The organism is Methylorubrum populi (genome assembly GCA_036946625.1).
In the GTDB taxonomy this organism is placed as follows: Bacteria; Pseudomonadota; Alphaproteobacteria; order Rhizobiales; family Beijerinckiaceae; genus Methylobacterium; species Methylobacterium populi_C.
The window spans coordinates 1,600,252-1,617,766 of sequence record JAQIIU010000002.1; the positions used below are offsets into that span (position 1 = coordinate 1,600,252).

Here is a 17,515-nt window from a genome sequence, read left to right on the forward strand (position 1 = left end):
GAAGCGTGGCGGTCCCGGTCAAGGCGGGCGATCGATTCGGGACTTGCGGCGCGGCCCGCGGCGCGTTCGATGGTGCCCCGATTCCGAGGGAGATGCGCGAGGGAGATGTGCGAGCCATGGGATCTTACGAAGACCTTGATCGAACCCACGACCTCGACCGGATCGACGATACGGTGCTGGCCCTCCTTCAACTCACGCTGCACGACGGCGTCCGAGCCTGGAAGGGCCATTCCTGGGACGTGCTGGGCCGGCTCCACGCCAAGGGGCTGATCGACGACCCCGTCGGCAAGGCGAAGTCGGTCTGGCTCACGCCGGAGGGCCAGGAACGCTCGGCCGCCCTGTTCGAGGAACTTTTCGCCCGCAGCCAGGCATGATGCTGTGCCCGAACGGGCCGCCTTCCATCCGTGACGGTGGTCAATCGCGGCGCGATGTGGCAGCGGGTTTGCGCATGATCAGCCAAAAGACCAGCATAGACCGGACGACGGGGCGGCGATGACGGCGCAGGACGGGAACGGGCTCACCTACGCGCAGGCCGGCGTCGACATCGACGCGGGCAACGCGCTCGTCGAGACCATCAAGCCGCTGGTGCGCGCCACGCGCCGGCCGGGGGCGGATGCGGAGATCGGCGGCTTCGGCGGCCTGTTCGACCTGAAGGCCGCCGGCTTCAAGGATCCGATCCTGGTGGCCGCCAACGACGGCGTCGGCACCAAGGTGAAGATCGCGATTCTGACCGGGCGCCACGACACGATCGGCATCGACCTCGTGGCGATGTGCGTCAACGACATCGTCGTCCAGGGTGCCGAGCCGCTGTTCTTCCTCGACTACTACGCCACGGGCAAGCTGGTGCCGGGAGTCGGCGCGGCCATCGTGCGCGGCATCGCCGAGGGCTGCCGACAGGCGGGCTGCGCGCTGATCGGCGGCGAGACCGCCGAGATGCCGGGCCTCTACGACGGCTCCGACTACGACCTCGCCGGCTTCTCCGTGGGTGCGGCCGAGCGCGGCACGCTGCTGCCGCGCCCCGGCATCCTGCCCGGCGACGTCGTGCTCGGCCTGTCCTCCTCGGGCGTGCACTCGAACGGGTTCTCGCTGGTGCGGCGGATCGTGGCCAAGACGGGCCTCGGCTGGGATGCGGACGCCCCGTTCGCACCGGGCCGCAGCCTCGGCGAGGCGCTGCTGGAGCCGACCCGGATCTACGTGAAGCCGCTGCTCGCCGCGCTGAAGCGGGCCGGCGGCATCCGGGCGCTCGCCCACATCACCGGCGGCGGCTTCCCCGACAACCTGCCCCGCGTCCTGCCCGAGGGTGTGGGCATCGCGATCGACCTCTCGGCGATGGCCGTGCCGCCGGTCTTCGGCTGGCTGGCGCGGGAGGGCGGCGTCGCGGAACCCGAGATGCTGCGCACCTTCAACTGCGGCATCGGCATGGTGGTGGTCGCCGCCGCCGACGCGGCCGACGCCGTGGCGGATGCGCTCTCCGAGGCCGGCGAGGCGCCGATCCGGCTCGGGCGCATCACCCGGCGCGGGGCGGACGCCGTGACGTTCACGGGGCAATTGGCGCTCTGAAAGCGCATCGTCAGGTCAGCAAACCGGCTGGTCACGGCACCATCCCTCCCCCCGCAGAGGGGGGAGGGTTACCGCGCGTCGAAGCTCCGGTTCGTCGGAAGTCGCATGAACGTCGCTCCCCGCCCCAAAAAACGCGTCGCGATCCTCATCTCCGGCCGCGGCTCGAACATGGCCTCGCTGATCGAAGCGGCCCGGGCGCCCGATTACCCGGCCGAGATCGTGCTCGTGCTCGCCAACCGCCCCGAGGCAGGCGGCCTCGCGCGGGCGCGGGAGGCCGCCATCCCGGCCCGCACCGTCGACCACAAGGCCTATCCCGACCGGGCGAGCTTCGACGCCGCGCTTCAGGCGGAGCTCGAGGCCGCCGGGATCGAGCTGATCGTGCTCGCCGGCTTCATGCGGATCCTCACCGACGCGTTCGTGGAAGCCTGGGCCGGGCGGATGATCAACATCCACCCCTCCCTGCTGCCGTTGTTCAAGGGCACGCACACCCACGAGCGGGCGCTCGAAGCCGGCATGCGCCTGCACGGCTGCACCGTCCACTACGTCGTGCCGGAACTCGATGCCGGACCGATCGTGGCGCAGGCGGCGGTTCCGGTTCTGCCCGGCGACGACGCCGAGGCGCTCGCCGCGCGGGTGATCGTGCAGGAGCACCGGCTCTACCCAGCGGCGCTGGCCCTGATCGCGGCGGGCGACGCCGTGCTGGAAGGCGGACGCGTGCGCTTCACCACCCGTGACCGCAGCGCCGATGCGGCGATCCTGGCGCTCTGAGGATCAACCTGCGGCCGCGGGCCGGCGCGTTTCGGCGGGGGGTGCGGCCAGCCCGTAATAATCCTCCAGAATCCGCGGGTAGACCGTGGGGCGAAACGGCCGGCGGACGGCCCAGAGCGCGTCGACGGGGAGCGCGAGCAGCGCCGCGTTCAGCGCCTGCGGTTCGTCGGCCAGGCCGATGTCGAGCCGGTGGCCGCCCCCGATCGCGCGCAGGCGCTCGGCCTGGGCGCCGAGATCGAACACCACCGGGGGCACGCCCGCCGCCAGCGCCAGGGACAGCGTGTAGCAGTAGGTCTCCGGCCAGATCGACGGGAGCAGGGCGAGGTCGGGATCGAGCCGGGCGATCTCGGCGAGCGCTGCCGCGTCGCTGCGGTAGAGCCCGGTCTCGCGCACGCCCGCGGCCTCCATCGCCCGCGGCTCGGCGGAATGTCCGACGATGGTGAAGACGATGGGAAGCTGCCTCAGGCGGGCGTCGAGGGCGAGGTTGTGGACGATGTCGTAGCCCTTGTGCGCGCCGATCGATCCGATCACGGCCACCCGCAGGGGACCTTCCCTGCGGCGGCGCGGCGCGAGCGCGACGCTCGAAAGCGTCTCCTCGTGCGGGCGCAGGGTGATGCGGTCGAGGGCCAATACCCCGCCGATGCGGCCGGCGAGGTCGGCCGAGGGCGCGAAGACCGCCCGGGCCTTCCCCAGGAAGGCGGCCCAGATCCGGCGCCGCTCCTCGGGATCGGGCGGCGCGATCGCCTCCGCGTCGCGGTCGAGGCGGATGCAGTCGCGGCAGGCGGCGGGCGCCGCCAGCCCACAATAGACGCCGTCGGGCCGCACGAGGTTGTTGCGGTGGCAGACCGGGGCGTAGTCGTGGAGCGTCACGTCGTAGCCGGCTCCCAGCCCCTCGATCAGGCGCATGGCCGCGCCGGTGGCGGGCGCGTCGAGCCCGGCCAGGGAGTGGACGTGCACCATCGCCGGATCGAGCCAGCCGATCAGCTCGGCGAGGAGGTCGGCGTCCCGGCCGAGGGAGAGCGGATCGAGCAGGGAGACGGGGAAGTCGACGGCGCTCGCCTCCGGCAGGTCGAGCCTGAGCGCGCCGGGCTCCTCGATGCGCAGCAGCACGGCGGCGCGACCGGCCTCGGCGAGCCGGGCGCTCATCGCCTCGATATGGGTCTCGATGCCGCCGCCGAGATCGTGGGTGACGATCAGGGCGATGCCGTGCTCCGCCCCCGCCCGCGCGCACCGGGCGAAGCGGTAGAGATCGAGCCGGCGGCGGGCGAAGCGGGCGGGATCGAGCGCGATGTGGTTGTGGACCCGGCGCTGATAGTCCGGGTGCTTGGTCAGGATCGTGCGGAAGATGTCGGCGCCCTTGGTCGCGAGCAGCGTGCCGAAGGAGACGCTTCCGGAGTGGAACACGAACACGTCGTGGGCGAGGCGGTTGGTGAAGCCCGCCTTGAGGGCGCGCATGCAGAAGTCGTTCTCCTCGCCGTAGCCGCGCCCGAAGGTCCCGGCGTCGAGGAGGCCGACCGCGGCGATGGCCGCGCGGCCCATCGCCATGCAGAAGCCGACTCCGGTCGGCACCGGCGAGCCGGTGCGGGCGTTGCAGACGCGCGCATAGGCGTCGATCTCGGCGGGCGCGACCTCCAGCCGGGCCTGGTTGTCGACGTTCGGGGTCGGGTAGCTGCAGATCGTGGCGTTGTTGGAGAACGGCGTGACCGTCGCGACGCGCGGATCGGCGTCCAGATGCCAGAGCAGGCGGTCGAGCCAGTCGCCGTGGACGACGATGTCGGCGTTGAGGAGCACGGCGTCCTTGCCCGCCGCCCGCTCCAGGCCGCGGTTGCAGGTGCGCACGAAGCCGAGATTCTCGTCGTTGACGGCGAGGACGAACAGGCCGTCGGCGGCCCGTTCCGCCAGCGCCGCGCTCAGGCGCGCGTCCGGGCTGCCGTCGTCGATGACGAGGAGGGCGAAGGGCGTCGCCTGGGGGGCGCTCAGCACCGCGTGGATCGCCCGCAGGGTGTCGTCGTAGCCCTTGTAGACCGGCATGATCAGCACGGCCCGCGCCCCGTCGATGTCGGCGGCGGGGCGCGCCGAGCGCCACTCGGCCGGCGTCGGCGCGACCTGTGCGGGCCACGTGCCGAGGCCGAAGGCGGTCGGGCGAAAGCCCCTGGCGCGCCCCGCCGCGAGGTAGTGGAAGTACGGGTTGACCCCGGTGCCGATCTCCCGGCGGTACTGCTTGCGGTAGTAGCGCACCGAGAAGTCGGGGCTGGGGTCGCGGTCTTCGCGGGCGCCGAAATCGAGGAAGTGGCGGACCGGATCGACGCCGGACCGGCGGATGTCGGCGTTCTTCTCCAGGTAATGCTCCCGGTCGAACGCGGCCGCGACGGTCTCGTAGACCTGCGCGTCGGACGCCTCCGCCGGATCGCCGGGAAGCGAGGCGGCCTGCGGCCTGGGGCGCGGGATCGACGGGGCCGCCTCCGCCGCCTGGAGCCGGCGCGTGGCGACGAAATGGTAGAACGGGCTGACGTCGAGGCGCCGCATATGGGCGTGGCGCTGAAGGTAGGTCTCCCCCCTGAAGGCGTCGTTCGGGTCGAGCCCCCGCCGCCATCCCTTGGTCAGGTAGTGGGCGAGCGGATCCTCGCCGCCCTCCAGCCCGGCGACACGGGCGTAGAACGCCGCGTCGAAATAGGGCGCGACGCCCTCGGCCTGCAGGGCCGGGAAGTCGGCTCCCGGCAGGGTCGCGACCCGCAGCCGTTCCGCCCCGGACAGTCGCGCGTAGTGCAGGAGCGGATTGGTCGGCGCGCCATCCGCGAGGTGGCGATCGAGGTAGTACAGGGTCGAGAACACCGCCGAGGGGTCGCGGCCCTCCCGCCAGCCGTGATCGAGATAGTGCAGGAGCGAGTCGCCCCCGCCCGCGGCGACGTCGGGATAGGCGGAGCGGTAGAAGGCGGGATCGAAGAAGGGGGCGGCGATCGCCGCATCGCGGCGCTTGGGCCGAAGCAGCCTCGGCAGCTTGATCACGACCACTTCCTTCGAAACGCGGATACGGGGCCCGGCGCGCCGGACGCACGGATCCCCGCCGCCCGCTCGACCGCCCTGGTTCCGGCCCGGCGGGAAGCATGGGAACGAAGTGTGGCGCGGCCGGGGCGGCGTTTTCCCCACAACCGAAGCCGGACGCAAGGCGGGAATGGCTCCGAACCCCTTCCCCCGTCACCGGGTTCGGCTCTAAGAGTGCCTCACGAAACTCCCGATCACCGACCGCGCTCGCTCCGGGTGCGACGGCGCAGCGGGAGTTTCGTGAGAGACACTGAGCATCGGTGCCGCCGTCGCGCGCGGCGGTTGGGTGCGGCTTGGCCCCGGGAGGGCACGATTTCGGACGGTCTCTGGTCTTCGGCGCTCGGCCTCGTCGCCGTCGTCGCGCTCGTCTTCGCCAACGGCTTCTTCGTCGCGGCGGAATTCTCCCTCGTCGCGGTGCGGCGCAGCCGGATCGCCGAGCTGGTCAACGCGGGCCGGCTCAATGCCCGGGCGCTCCAGCGCGCCACCGACCGGCTCGACGCGCATCTCGCCGCGACGCAGCTCGGCATCACCCTCTCCTCGCTGGCCCTGGGCTGGGTCGGCGAGCCAGCTCTGGCCCACCTGATCGAACCGCTGTTCGGCTGGCTGCCGCCGACGGCCGCCGGCATCACCGCGCACACGCTGTCGATCGCGCTGGCGTTCGCGGTCATCACCACCCTGCACATCGTGCTGGGCGAGCTGGCGCCGAAGAGCCTCGCGCTCCAGCGCAGCGAGCGCACCGCGCTGGTGATCGTGCGCCCGCTCACGATCTTCCTGACGATCTTCGGCCCGGCGATCCACTTCCTCAACGGGCTCGGCAACGGCGTGCTGCGGCTGATGGGCCTGCAACCCGGCGAGGGTGAGGGCAACCTCCCCTCGCCGAAGGAGCTCAGCCTGCTCGTCACCGCGAGCCACGAGGCGGGCCTGCTGCACGAGGCGCAGGAGGACGCCGTGGCGCGCATCCTCGCCATCGGCGGACGGCGCATCCGCGAGATCATGACGCCGCGCAACGAGGTGGACTGGGTCGACCTCGACGAGACCGAGGAGGAGATCATCGAGGCGGTGCGCACCTGCCGCCACGAGCAGATCGTGGTGAGCCGCGCGCAGATCGACGACGTGCTCGGCGTTCTGAGGAAGCAGGACCTGCTCGACCAGTTCCTCGACGGCAAGCCCCTCGACGTGAAGGCCGCCACCCGCGAGCCCATCGTCGTGCACGAGGGGCTGGCGATCCTGAAGGTGCTGGAGATGTTCCAGACCAAGCCGGTGCGCATGGCCATCGTCGTCGACGAGTACGGCAGCCTGGAGGGCATCGTCACCCAGACCGACCTGTTGGAGGCGATGGCCGGCGAGATCCCCGAACCCGGCGAGGAGCGGATGGTGACCGAGCGCGAGGACGGCTCGCTGCTCATCGACGGCATGATGTCGGCGACCGACGCCTTCGACCGCCTCGGCTTCCCGGACCGGCCGCGCTCGGACGACTTCTCGACGCTGGCCGGCTTCGTCATCGTCCAGCTCGGCCGCATCCCCACGGAAGGCGACGCGATCGAGACGCAAGGGTGGCGCATCGAGGTGGTCGACATGGACGGGCGGCGCATCGACAAGGTGCTCGCCACCCGGCTGGCGGACGCCTGAGCGGCCCCATGTCCAACACCATCTTCATGCTGACCGGGGCCGGGATCTCCGCCGAGAGCGGGCTCGGCACGTTCCGCGACACGGACGGGGTCTGGGCCCGGTTCGATCCGATGCGCCTCGCCACGCCCGAGGGCTTCGCCGCCGACCCGGTGCTGGTGCACGACTTCTACAACATGCGCCGCCGCGACACGCTCCGGGCCGAGCCCAACGCCGCGCACGCGGCCTTGGCCCGGCTGGAAGCGGGACTGGCGAAGCGCGCCGGCCGGCTGTTCCTGTGCACGCAGAACATCGACGACCTGCACGAGCGGGCGGGGGTGCGCCACGTCGTGCACATGCACGGCGAACTGCTGAAGGCGCGCTGCACCGTCTGCGGCACGCAAGCCGTCTGGCACGACGACCTCACCGTCGGGACCGCCTGCCCGCATTGCCGGCAAGCCGGGGGAATGCGCCCCGACGTGGTGTGGTTCGGCGAGAGCCCGAAGCACCTCGACACGATCGACGAGGCTCTGGCCGAGGCCGGCCTGTTCGTCGCGGTCGGCACCTCCGGCGCGGTCTATCCGGCGGCGGGCTACGTGGCGCAGGCGCGCGCCTTCGGCATCCCGACGCTGGCCCTCAACCTGGAGGCCGCCGACAATGCCGGGATGTTCGAATCGACCCGCCTCGGACCGGCGAGCGAGACGGTGCCGGCCTTGGTGGAGGAGGTTCTGGCCGGGCGGGTGTGACCCTGCCGCCGTCATCGCTTCGCTGCCGCTCGCGATGACGGCAAGCGCCTACCGCGGCGGCCCGTAGGGCGGCCTCGGGATCGCGCGGTGGGCGGCGCGCAGGGCCGCCGACCAGCGCTCGCGCAGATCGTGGAAATAGCTCTCGCCGGCCTCGATGCGGTGGCTCACTTCGAGGTCGAGGTGGCCCCGGCGCTGCACCGCGATGTCGAGGGGCAGGCCGACGCCGAGATTCGAGCGCATGGTCGAATCCATCGAGACGAGGCCGACCTTGAGCGCGTCGTAGAGATCGGTCTCGTAGGTCACCGCCCGGTCGAGGATCGGCTTGCCGTATTTGTGCTCGCCGATCTGGAGGAAGGGCGCCTCGCGGCTGCACTCGATGAAGTTGCCGGCCGAGTAGATCATGAACAGCCGCATCGGCTCGTCGCCGATCTGCCCGCCGAACAGGAACGAGACTTCCATCCGCAGATTGGCCGCCTCGAACCCCGCCGCCTCGATCTCGCGCACCCGGCGGATCGCCCGGCCGACGAGCTGGGCCGCCTTGAACATGCTGGCCGCCTCCCTGAGCTTCGGCGGCGTCTCGCCCTCGACGTCGTCCACGCCCTCGCGGAGCATGCTCAGCACCGACTGCGTCATGGAGAGGTTGCCGGCCGAGGCCAGCATCATCACGCGCTCGCCGGGCACGTTGAACATGTGCAGCTTGCGGTAGGTCGAGATGTTGTCGAGCCCCGCATTGGTGCGGGTGTCGGCGATCATCACCAGCCCGTCCTCGACGAGCACTCCCACGCAATAGGTCATGGCGGCATCCGCCTTGAGACAGGCCCGGGCGCCGGGCGGGATCGGGCGGTCCGCATCGCACGCACCGCCCCGACGCGGCAAGACACCTTTAATACCAAGCTGCAGGGAAGCCGACCGATGGTCGTATCCCTTGCGTCCGGCGGACGCCCGCCGCCGCGCCTTCGCGCGGGCAACGGGCGATGCGTCGGGATCATCGCCCGTTGGTATAAGACACCTTTTGAAACGCGGCCGCCGGGCTCAGCCCTGCGACTGGCTCTGCTGGCCGCGGGCTTGGGCTTGGGCTTGGGCTTGGGCTTGGGCTTGGGCTTGGGCTTGCGACTGGGATTGCACCTGCTCGACCCGCAGGGCCACGTCGAGGGTCTCGGTGCCGCCGCCCATGCGGCTGCCGCGGATCGGCGCCGCGCCGAGATAATCGAGGCCGACGGCGACCCGCGCATGCGCCTCGGTCGCCGAGAGGCCGTTGGCCGGATCGAACCCGATCCAGCCGAGATCCGGCACCAGCGACTCGGCCCAGGCATGCCCCGCCTTCTGGTCGTCGCCGCCGTCGTTGCGGCGGAAATAGCCCGAGACGTAGCGCGAGGGGATCGCCAGGTGCCGGGCGGCGGCGAGGAAGATGTGAGTGAGGTCCTGGCACACCCCCTTGCCCGCCTCGAAGGACTGCGCCGCGCTGGTGCTGGCGCTGGTCGGGCCCGGCTCGAAGGCGACGGTGTCGTGCACGGCGGCGAGCAGACGGTGCAGGGTCGGGAGCGGGTCGCGCTCCCCCTCGCCGGCGACCCGCTCGGCGAAGGCCCTGATCTCCGGGCTCGCCTCGGTGAGCGGGGTGTCGCGCAGGTAGAACAGGTCGGGCAGGCGCTCCACCGCGCCGCGAACGATGCCGCTGGTCTCGAAGGTCTCGATCTCGCCGGTCACCCGCACGGTGAGCGCGTCGGTGGGATCGTCGGCGGTGAACCAGTGGACGAGGTTGCCGAACCCGTCCTCGCGGGCGGTGAGCCGGCCGTTGACCGAGGGCTCGATCCGCCACTCGCGCACGTGCTGCCCGTCATGGTCGCGCGGCGTCAGCCGCAGGATCTGGATCAGGCCGCGGGCCGGCTGCTCGTAGGTATAGACCGTATCGTGGACGATCCGGATGCGCATGCCTTGATCCTGCCGGGACGAGTCGGGTCAAGCTAGGGCACGAGGCCCGATTTGGAAATCGGTGGCCGTGCCCAAAGCGTTGCCATAACGGGATTTCCCGGCCTTCGGCATCGCGAGCGACGGCGCGGCGCGACCTTTCCGGACAGGGCGGTGCACCGGACCGCTTCGCTCACGCGCGCTGACGGGAGGCGGACGTCCTCATACCGTTTCCGCTTGATCGCTTCGGGTTTGGCCCCACGCCGTCCTCGCGAGCGGCCGCGAAGCGATCCAGGGCGCGACAGGTCCGGAAAGGGCGCGCCCTGGATCGCCACGGCTTCGCCTCGCGATGACGCAGGACAGGCCGAAGTCATCAACCGGATGGCGTATCACACCAGATACTGCTCGCTGATCGCCGCGCCGAGCCCGTTGTTCTCGGCGATGAAGCCCTGGATGAACTCGTGCAGGCCCGAGGCGAAGATGCGCTCGATGTCGGCGCCGCCGAGCTTCGCCCGCATGTTGCTCGCCAGACGCTGGCTCTCGCCGCGGCGGCCGTAGGCGTCGGCGATCAGGTCGAGATGCTCCACCAGCATCCGGTAGCAGCTCGCGAGCGAGCGCGGCATCTCGGTATTGAAGATCAGCAGGTCGGCCACCAGCAGCGGCTTGATGCTCTCGCGGTAGACCCAGTGATAGGCGTTGAAGGCCGAGACCTCGCGCAGGATCGTGGTCCACTGGAAGTAGTCGAGCGAGCCGCCGACCCGCTCGGAGGCCGGCAGCAGGATCTGGTACTTCACGTCGAGGATGCGCGCGGTGTTGTCCGCCCGCTCGATCGCGGTGCCGGCCCGGGTGAACCAGTAGGCGTCGTTGCGCAGCATCGTCCGGTAGGCCGAGCCGTCGAAGGTGAGCGAGACCCGCTTCACCCAGTCGAGGAACTGCGTGAGCTCTTCGCGCGAGAGGTCGCGGCCCTCGTAGGCGCGCAGTTCGAGCCACGCACCGTTGATCGTGTCCCACATCTCGGTGGTGAGCGCCGTGCGGATCGAGCGGGCGTTCTCCCGCGCCGTGGCGAGGCAGGAGCGGATCGAGGACGGGTTGTGGGGCGAAAACGCCAGGAAGTTGCAGACCGTGTGCTCGTTGACCGCGTCGTAGAGCGTCTTGAACAGTTCGGGATCGCCCGCCGAGGACAGGGCCGAGGCCCACTCGTTCGAGGTGCGCCCGCCGTAGCTCGACGGCAGCGCCGTGAGCCGCAGGGCCGCGTCGAGGATGCGGGCCAGGAAATCCGCCCGCTCGGCGTAGCGCGAGAGCCAGTAGAGATTGTCGGCAGTCCGGGACAGCATGGGGTCAGCTCGCGGGCGCGGTGGCGACCGGGGCGGCATCTGCGCGGTGTTTCGGCACCGACGCCGCCCGGCTCGCCTGAAAATTGCAAAACGATCGGGCAAATCGCTCAGGCATCGAGCACCCAGGTGTCCTTGGTGCCGCCGCCCTGGCTCGAATTGACCACGAGCGAGCCCTCCTTCAGGGCGACGCGGGTCAGCCCGCCCGGCACGATGCGGATCTCGTCGGCGCCGGCCAGCACGAAGGGGCGCAGGTCGACGTGGCGCGGGGCCACGCCCGAGGCGACGAAGGTCGGACAGGTGGAAAGCGAGAGCGTCGGCTGGGCGATGAAGTTGTCCGGCGCGTGGCGCAGTTTTTTCGCGAACTCGTCGATCTCGCGGCGCGTCGCGTGCGGGCCCACCAGCATGCCGTAGCCGCCCGAGCCGTTGACCTCCTTCACCACGAGGTCCTTGAGGTTGTCCATCACGTAGGAGAACGCTTCCCTCTCGCGGCAGCGATGGGTCGGTACGTTGTGCAGGATCGGCGCCTCGCCGGTGAAGAATTTCACGATTTCCGGCATGTAGCTGTAGACGGCCTTGTCGTCCGAGATACCGGTGCCGACGGCATTCGAGAGCGTGACGTTGCCGCGCTCGTAGGCGTTCATCAATCCTGGCACGCCGAGCACGGAATCGGGCCTGAAGACGAGGGGATCCAAAAAGTCGTCGTCGAGGCGGCGGTAGATCACGTCGACGCGGCGCGGCCCCTCGGTGGTGCGCATGTAGACGATCTCGTCCTTGGTGAAGAGGTCGCCCGCCTCCACCAGCTCGACGCCGAGCTTGTCGGCCAGGAACGAGTGCTCGTAGAACGCCGAGTTGTAGCGGCCGGGGGTGAGCAGCACCACGGTCGGGTCGCGGGTGGCGGAGGCCGGCGCGAGGCTGCGCAGGGTCGCGAGCAGGGCGTCGGGATAGTTCTCGACCGGCGCGACGCGGTGGCGGGAGAACAGTTCGGGGAAGAGCCGCATCATCACTTCGCGGTTCTCCAGCATGTAGGAGACGCCGGACGGGGTGCGGGCGTTGTCCTCCAGCACGAAGAAGTCGTTCTCGCCCGTCCGCACGATGTCGATGCCGGCGATGTGGACGTAGAGGTCGTGCGGCACGTCGAAGGCGCGCATCTCCATGCGGTAATGCGGGTTGCGGTAGACGAGGTCGGGCGGGATGATCCCCGCCTTGATGCACTCCTCAGGCCCGTAGATGTCGTTGATGAAGGCGTTGAGTGCGCTCACCCGCTGCTTGAGGCCGCGCTCGAGAAAGTCCCATTCGGGCTTGGTCAGCACCCGCGGGATGATGTCGAAGGGGATCAGCCGCTCGGTCGACTCGTTGGCGCCGTAGACCGCGAAGGTGATGCCGATGCGCCGGAACAGCATCTCGGCCTGGCTGCGGCGGGTGTGGAAGTGCTCCGGCGGCGTCTTGTCGAGCCAGGCCTTGAGGATGTCGTAGGCCTCCCGCACGCTGGCCGGATCGGACTGAGCCGGGTCGGGCCGGCCCTCCCCTCCCCCGTTCATCTCGTCGAACGCCGTGAGCGCCATCCGCGCGATTCCCCCTGATGTCTCGTCCCGATGGAGCAAGAGGCAGGCCACCCCGAAAGGATACCGCTTACCCCGTCCGGCCTCGCCTCAACCTGCCGTGGCACCCTACCCCGGGCAACGGCGCCCGCGCCCCGCTCGGCGGCGGGTTTGTCGGACAACCTGTCATCGATGTAGCGGACGGAGCGCGCGCGCCTAGAGCCTCGTCCTGGATACCGGATCCAGGACGAGGCTCTAGGTTTTTGATTCCGCATCGTCTTTTCAGACAGGCCGGCCGCCGCCTTTCGGGACGATGCCCTACCTCGCGGCCATGCTCGCCTCGCCGGCCCGCGCCGGGCGTCAGATCAGCTTGAGCCCCTTCAGGCTGGCATGCCCGTCGCGGCCGAGGATGACGTGGTCGTGCACCACGATGCCGAGCGGGTCGAGCACCGAGACGATCTCCCGCGTCATGCGGATGTCGGCGCCCGACGGCGTCGGATCGCCGGACGGGTGGTTGTGGGCGAGGATGATCGCGGTGGCGGCGAGTTCGAGGGCCCGGCGGGCGACCTCGCGGGGATAGACCGGGGTGTGGTCGACGGTGCCGCGCCCCTGCACCTCGTCGGCGATCAGGTGGTTGCGCCGGTCGAGGAACAGCACCCGGAACTCTTCGCGGCCCGAGAAGGCCATGGTGGCGCGCAGGTACTCGATGACGGCGCTCCACGCGGAGAGGAGCGGGCGCGCGGCGATGGCCCCCCGCGCCAGCCGCCGGCCCGCGGCCTCGATCAGCTTCAGGTCGGCGGCGACGCCGGCGCTGACGCCCTCGACCTCGGCGAGCCGGGCGGGATCGGCGCTGACGACTTCGGCGAACGAGCCGAACCGGCGGATCAGCGCCTTGGCCAGCGGCTTCACGTCCCGCCGCGGGATCGCGCGGAACAGGGCGAGTTCGAGCAGTTCGTAATCGGCCAGAGCCTCGGCGCCGGCTTCCGCGAAGCGGGCGCGCAGGCGTTCGCGGTGGCCGTGATAGTGCGGCGCCTCCCCGGCGGCCGACACCGTCGCGGCCGACGCCTCGGAGAGGCCCGGCAGGGCGGGCGGTTCGGCCGTCCGGCGGGCCATGCTCGCCTCGTCAGGTTTCGGACGCGCCCTGCGGCTTCGGCTGGTCGAGCCCCTTGGGCGAGAGGGTGAAGATCTCGAAGCCGTCCTCCGTCACCGCCACCGTGTGCTCGAACTGGGCCGAAAGCGAACGGTCGCGGGTCACGGCGGTCCAGCCGTCGGAGAGCACCTTCACCGCCGGGCGGCCGAGATTGATCATCGGCTCGACGGTGAAGAACTGTCCCGGCTTCAGGGGCACGTCGTAGCTCGCCTCGACGTAGTGCAGGATGGTCGGCGCGTCGTGGTAGACGCGGCCGAGCCCGTGGCCGCAGAAATCGCGCACCACCGAGCAGCGCTCGGATTCGGCGTAGGTCTGGATGGCGAGGCCGATGTCGTTGGTGGAACCGCCGGGCTTCACCGCGCGGATGCCGCGCATCAGCGCCTCGTAGGTGATCTCGCACAGGCGCTGCGCCTTGCGCGGCACCTCGCCGATATAGGCCATGCGGCTCGAATCCCCGTGCCAGCCGTCGAGGATCAGGCAGATGTCGAGGTTGACGATGTCGCCCTCGCGCAGGGGCTTGTCGTTGGGGATGCCGTGGCAGACGACGTGGTTGATCGAGGTGCAGATCGACTTGCGGTAGCCGCGGTAGAACAGCGAGGCCGGATAGGCGCCGTGGTCCATCCCGAACTCGAAGGCCAGCTTATCCAGATGCTCGGTCGTCACGCCGGGCCGGGCGGCCTCGACCAGAAGGTCGAGCGCCTCCGCCGTGAGGCGGCCGGCGCGGCGCATCCCCTCGAACCCCTCCGGTCCGTGGATCGGCGGCTCGGGGGCGCGGCGCCCGCCTTCGGCGACGGCTTGCTCTTCACGGCTCATGGGAGGATCGGGCGCTGGCGAGGACAATTCGAGGCGGTCGAGAACGTCTTACGCCGCCCCGGGGCCGGCGCCAACCCGAGCGCGCGTTCCGTCGGGGCCATCGCTTGAAGCGATCGCCCTGGTTTTTTAAGGCCTCGGTCGCCGAAGGCGCCCTTCGCAACGGACCCGAGCCAGGGCGCCCCTGTCTAGGATTGCGGCCGCGAACGCGCTAGACCATCGGCTCGATCTTCAGGGACGTGCGATGGCTGACAAGGCGGTTCCCCACTTCCACAACCAAGCCGGCATGAGCGTGATCGCGGTGGGCTCGAAGGAGCTCATGTGCATCGGCGCGCTGCCGCCCTTCGATCACCCGCACGTCTTCCTCGACATGGGCAGCGACACCGAGATCATCTGCCAGTACTGCTCGACCCTGTTCCGCTACGATCCGAAGCTGAAGCCGGGCACGGCGGAGCCGGCCGGGTGCGCGTGGCACGACGAGGCGTCCGAAGAGACCTCCAAGGCGGCCTGACGGGCCGGGCCTCCCCGTGGCGGCGCTCTCCATCGTCATCGTCGGCGCGGGCATCGGCGGGCTCACCGCCGCCCTGGCGCTCGCCGATGCGGGGCATGCGATCACGCTGATCGAGCGCCGCACCGGTTTCTCCGAGGTCGGGGCCGGGCTCCAGCTCTCGCCGAACGCCAGCGCCGTGCTGATCGGCCTCGGCCTCGGGGCGGCCCTGCGCCGGGCCGGCGACGAGCCGCCGGGCGTCACCGTGCGGGCGCTCGCCACCGGCCGCGTCATCGGCGGCATCCGGCTGGGCCCGGGCCTGCGCGAGCGCCACGGCGCGCCCTATTACGTGCTGCACCGGGCCGACCTTCAGACCATCCTGCTCGATGCCGTGCGCGGGCGTCCCGGCATCCGCCTCTGCGTCGGGCGCGAGGTCTCGGATCTCACCGAGCGCGAGGACGGCGTCGGCCTGACGATGAAGAGCGTCGCCGGCGACCGCAGCGAGACCTTGAACGCCGATCTCGTCGTCGGTGCGGACGGCGTGCGCTCGAACCTGCGCCGACGTTTCGACGGGCGCCCCTTGCAACTCCATCGGCAGGCGGCGTGGCGGGCGGTGATCCCGCGGGAGGCGGCGCCGGAGACCCTTCAGGGCAGCGAAACCGGCCTGTGGCTGGGACGCGGGCGCCACGTCGTCCACTACCCGATCAACGGCGGCAGGCGGCTCAACGTCGTGGCGATCGCGCCCGAGCGCGACGGCGACGAGGATTGGGGCCGTCTCGGCGACCCGGCGGCCCTGCGCGGCCATTTTCCGGACGCGGCCCCCCCGCTGATGGCGCTGCTCGGCCTGCCCGATACCTGGGTGGTGTGGTCTCTGGTGGACCGCCCGGCGGCGCGGCCGATGGCGCGGGGCCGGATCGCCCTGCTCGGCGACGCCGCCCACCCGGTGCTGCCCTTCCTGGCCCAGGGTGCGGCGCTCGCCATCGAGGACGCCGCGGTGCTGGCGTCGAGCCTCGCGGCCCACGCCGCCGTTCCGGAGGCGCTGGCCGCCTACGCCGCGGCACGCCAGCCCCGGGTCCGCGCGGTGCAGCGCGCCGCCCGCCGCAACGGCCGCTTCTACCACGCCGGCCGCCTGATCGGCCTGGCCCGGGACACGGCGATGCGGCGCCTGGGGCCCGAGGGCATGAGTGCGCGCTACGCCTGGGTCTACGGCTGGCACCCGCCCGCTTGATCTGCCCGCACCGGCCCGCTACCGCTGCCTTATGCGGACGTGGCGAAACCGGTAGACGCACGAGACTTAAAATCTTGCGGTCGCAAGGCTGTGCGGGTTCGAGTCCCGCCGTCCGCACCACGGATTTGAAATTGCAAGCCCCGCCAGTAAGATACTGGCAGACAGGTGTTTTTCGGCGCCCACCGCTACAAAGGGCGCTACAAAGTGGCCGTTCCCATGACATCCCTGAGCCGCGCCGCGAATGGCGATTGGTTCGCCCGCAAAGGCATCCCTAAGGACATCCGAGCGGCCTACAAGGCGGCCTACGGCGTGGCCCAGGAGGAGCGTTTCCGTCGCCCTGTTTGGTCCCGGCATTTGGTGGAGCGGGTTTGACCTGAAGCGGCCGGGCTCAGCGGACCATGCCTTGCAGATGGCTTCGTAGGGCGTGAGGCCGCGCAGGGTCTTCAAACGGCGTGCGAAGTTGTAGGCGCTGACAAAGTCGGCCAAGTGCGCACGGAGTTGCGCGTGGCTGTCGTAATGGTAGCGCTTGACCGTCGCGTCCTTGATCGTGCGGTTCATCCGCTCGACCTGACCGTTCGTCCAGGGGTGGCGCGGTTTGGTCAGCCGATGGTCGATATCGTTGCGGGCGCAGGCAAGTTCGAAGCTGTGGGCTCGGAAGGTCTCGCCGGCTACAATCGCCTCCTTGATGACGGAAGCGGCCGAGGCGACGTTGCCGGGCGTGGTGAAGTGGGTGCCGTTGTCGGTGAGCACCGTGTGCACCTTGTAAGGCACGGCCTCGATGAGATGGCGGAGGAAGTCACCTGCGACCCGCCGCGTGGCCTTCTCGTGGAGCTCAACGAAGGCGAACTTGGTCGTGCGGTCGATAGCGACGAGCAGGTAGAGTCGCCCTTCGGCTGTGTGAACCTCGGCCAGATCGATGTGGAAATAGCCGAGCGGGCAGGTCTTGAAGCGTGACCGCTTGGGCTTGTCACCGTCGACCTCCGGCAGTCGGCTGATGCCGTGGCGCTGCAGGCACCGATGCAGCGACGAACGGGTCAGGTGCGGGATCGTCGCCTGGAGCGCGTAGAGGCAGTCGTCCAACGGCAGGAGCGTATGGCGGCGAAAGGCGACGACGACCGCCTCGTCCTCCTGTGACAGCACCGTCGAGCGGGGATCCTTCGGACCCGTGCGCTGATCGGCGACCGAGGTCCGCTGCCGCCACTTGGCGACCGTCTTCCGGTTGATCCCGTAGCGCTTCGAGAGCGCCCTCAGGCTCGCTTGACTATGCTGGATCGCTCGACGGACTGCCTCCGTCGTGGTGGCGCTGCCGTGAAGAACTTGGCCCATAGCGCGTCCCTCCACT

The 17,515-nt window shown here is 70.5% G+C and carries 14 protein-coding genes, 1 tRNA gene and 1 pseudogene; 8 read left to right on the plus strand and 8 right to left on the minus strand.

The features are described 5' to 3' along the window. The first annotated feature begins 116 nt into the window (after window positions 1-116). The 3 genes from PGN25_09505 to purN all read left to right on the plus strand — a co-directional run bounded on the left by PGN25_09505 (window position 117) and on the right by purN (window position 2,328). Complete coding sequence (locus PGN25_09505) at window positions 117-374, plus strand: DUF6429 family protein (GenBank protein MEH3117812.1); 258 nt, start codon at window positions 117-119, stop codon at window positions 372-374. Window positions 375-492: 118 nt separating this feature from the next. Further along, window positions 493-1,560: a phosphoribosylformylglycinamidine cyclo-ligase gene (gene purM / locus PGN25_09510; GenBank protein MEH3117813.1), complete on the plus strand. Its 1,068-nt coding sequence runs from the start codon at window positions 493-495 to the stop codon at window positions 1,558-1,560. Window positions 1,561-1,665: 105 nt separating this feature from the next. After that, the gene (gene purN / locus PGN25_09515) at window positions 1,666-2,328 is read left to right on the plus strand and encodes a phosphoribosylglycinamide formyltransferase (GenBank protein MEH3117814.1); all 663 of its coding nucleotides are present in this window, start codon (window positions 1,666-1,668) and stop codon (window positions 2,326-2,328) included. A 3-nt stretch (window positions 2,329-2,331) separates the two neighbouring features. Here purN and PGN25_09520 read toward each other — a convergent pair whose 3' ends face one another. After that, complete coding sequence (locus PGN25_09520; GenBank protein ID MEH3117815.1) at window positions 2,332-5,334, minus strand: glycosyltransferase; 3,003 nt, start codon at window positions 5,332-5,334, stop codon at window positions 2,332-2,334. Window positions 5,335-5,682: 348 nt separating this feature from the next. Here PGN25_09520 and PGN25_09525 point away from each other — a divergent pair, with 348 nt between their 5' ends. After that, window positions 5,683-6,999 (plus strand): hemolysin family protein, encoded by a 1,317-nt coding sequence (locus PGN25_09525; protein ID MEH3117816.1) that lies wholly within the window; start codon window positions 5,683-5,685, stop codon window positions 6,997-6,999. 8 nt (window positions 7,000-7,007) lie between these two features. Beyond that, a complete protein-coding gene (locus PGN25_09530) occupies window positions 7,008-7,721 on the plus strand; it encodes an NAD-dependent deacylase (GenBank protein ID MEH3117817.1) in 714 nt (237 codons plus the stop codon). A 48-nt stretch (window positions 7,722-7,769) separates the two neighbouring features. On the opposite strand, the gene PGN25_09535 is transcribed toward PGN25_09530, so the two are convergent. The 6 genes from PGN25_09535 to map all read right to left on the minus strand — a co-directional run bounded on the left by PGN25_09535 (window position 7,770) and on the right by map (window position 14,461). Next, window positions 7,770-8,516, minus strand: coding sequence for a peptidase (locus PGN25_09535; protein ID MEH3117818.1), 747 nt, complete (start codon window positions 8,514-8,516; stop codon window positions 7,770-7,772). A gap of 237 nt (window positions 8,517-8,753) precedes the next feature. Next, a complete protein-coding gene (locus PGN25_09540; GenBank protein MEH3117819.1) occupies window positions 8,754-9,650 on the minus strand; it encodes a transglutaminase family protein in 897 nt (298 codons plus the stop codon). A gap of 365 nt (window positions 9,651-10,015) precedes the next feature. Beyond that, a complete protein-coding gene (locus PGN25_09545; GenBank protein ID MEH3117820.1) occupies window positions 10,016-10,960 on the minus strand; it encodes an alpha-E domain-containing protein in 945 nt (314 codons plus the stop codon). 107 nt (window positions 10,961-11,067) lie between these two features. After that, entirely contained in the window at window positions 11,068-12,522 is a 1,455-nt protein-coding gene (locus tag PGN25_09550) for a circularly permuted type 2 ATP-grasp protein (protein ID MEH3117821.1), read from the minus strand. Between the two features lie 336 nt (window positions 12,523-12,858). Further along, window positions 12,859-13,611, minus strand: a complete 753-nt coding sequence (gene radC / locus PGN25_09555; GenBank protein ID MEH3117822.1) for a DNA repair protein RadC — start codon at window positions 13,609-13,611, stop codon at window positions 12,859-12,861. A gap of 10 nt (window positions 13,612-13,621) precedes the next feature. Then, window positions 13,622-14,461, minus strand: a complete 840-nt coding sequence (gene map, locus PGN25_09560; GenBank protein ID MEH3117823.1) for a type I methionyl aminopeptidase — start codon at window positions 14,459-14,461, stop codon at window positions 13,622-13,624. A 241-nt stretch (window positions 14,462-14,702) separates the two neighbouring features. On the opposite strand from map, the gene PGN25_09565 reads away from it, so the two are divergent. The 3 genes from PGN25_09565 (at window position 14,703) to PGN25_09575 (ending at window position 16,293) form a co-directional block, all read left to right on the plus strand. Beyond that, a complete protein-coding gene (locus tag PGN25_09565) occupies window positions 14,703-14,969 on the plus strand; it encodes a zinc-finger domain-containing protein (protein MEH3117824.1) in 267 nt (88 codons plus the stop codon). A 16-nt stretch (window positions 14,970-14,985) separates the two neighbouring features. After that, complete coding sequence (locus tag PGN25_09570; protein MEH3117825.1) at window positions 14,986-16,173, plus strand: FAD-dependent oxidoreductase; 1,188 nt, start codon at window positions 14,986-14,988, stop codon at window positions 16,171-16,173. A 33-nt stretch (window positions 16,174-16,206) separates the two neighbouring features. Then, window positions 16,207-16,293 (plus strand) — tRNA-Leu (locus tag PGN25_09575). Window positions 16,294-16,515: 222 nt separating this feature from the next. Here PGN25_09575 and PGN25_09580 read toward each other — a convergent pair. Continuing rightward, window positions 16,516-17,499 (minus strand): annotated as a pseudogene (locus PGN25_09580) (IS481 family transposase). Window positions 17,500-17,515: the final 16 nt, after the last annotated feature.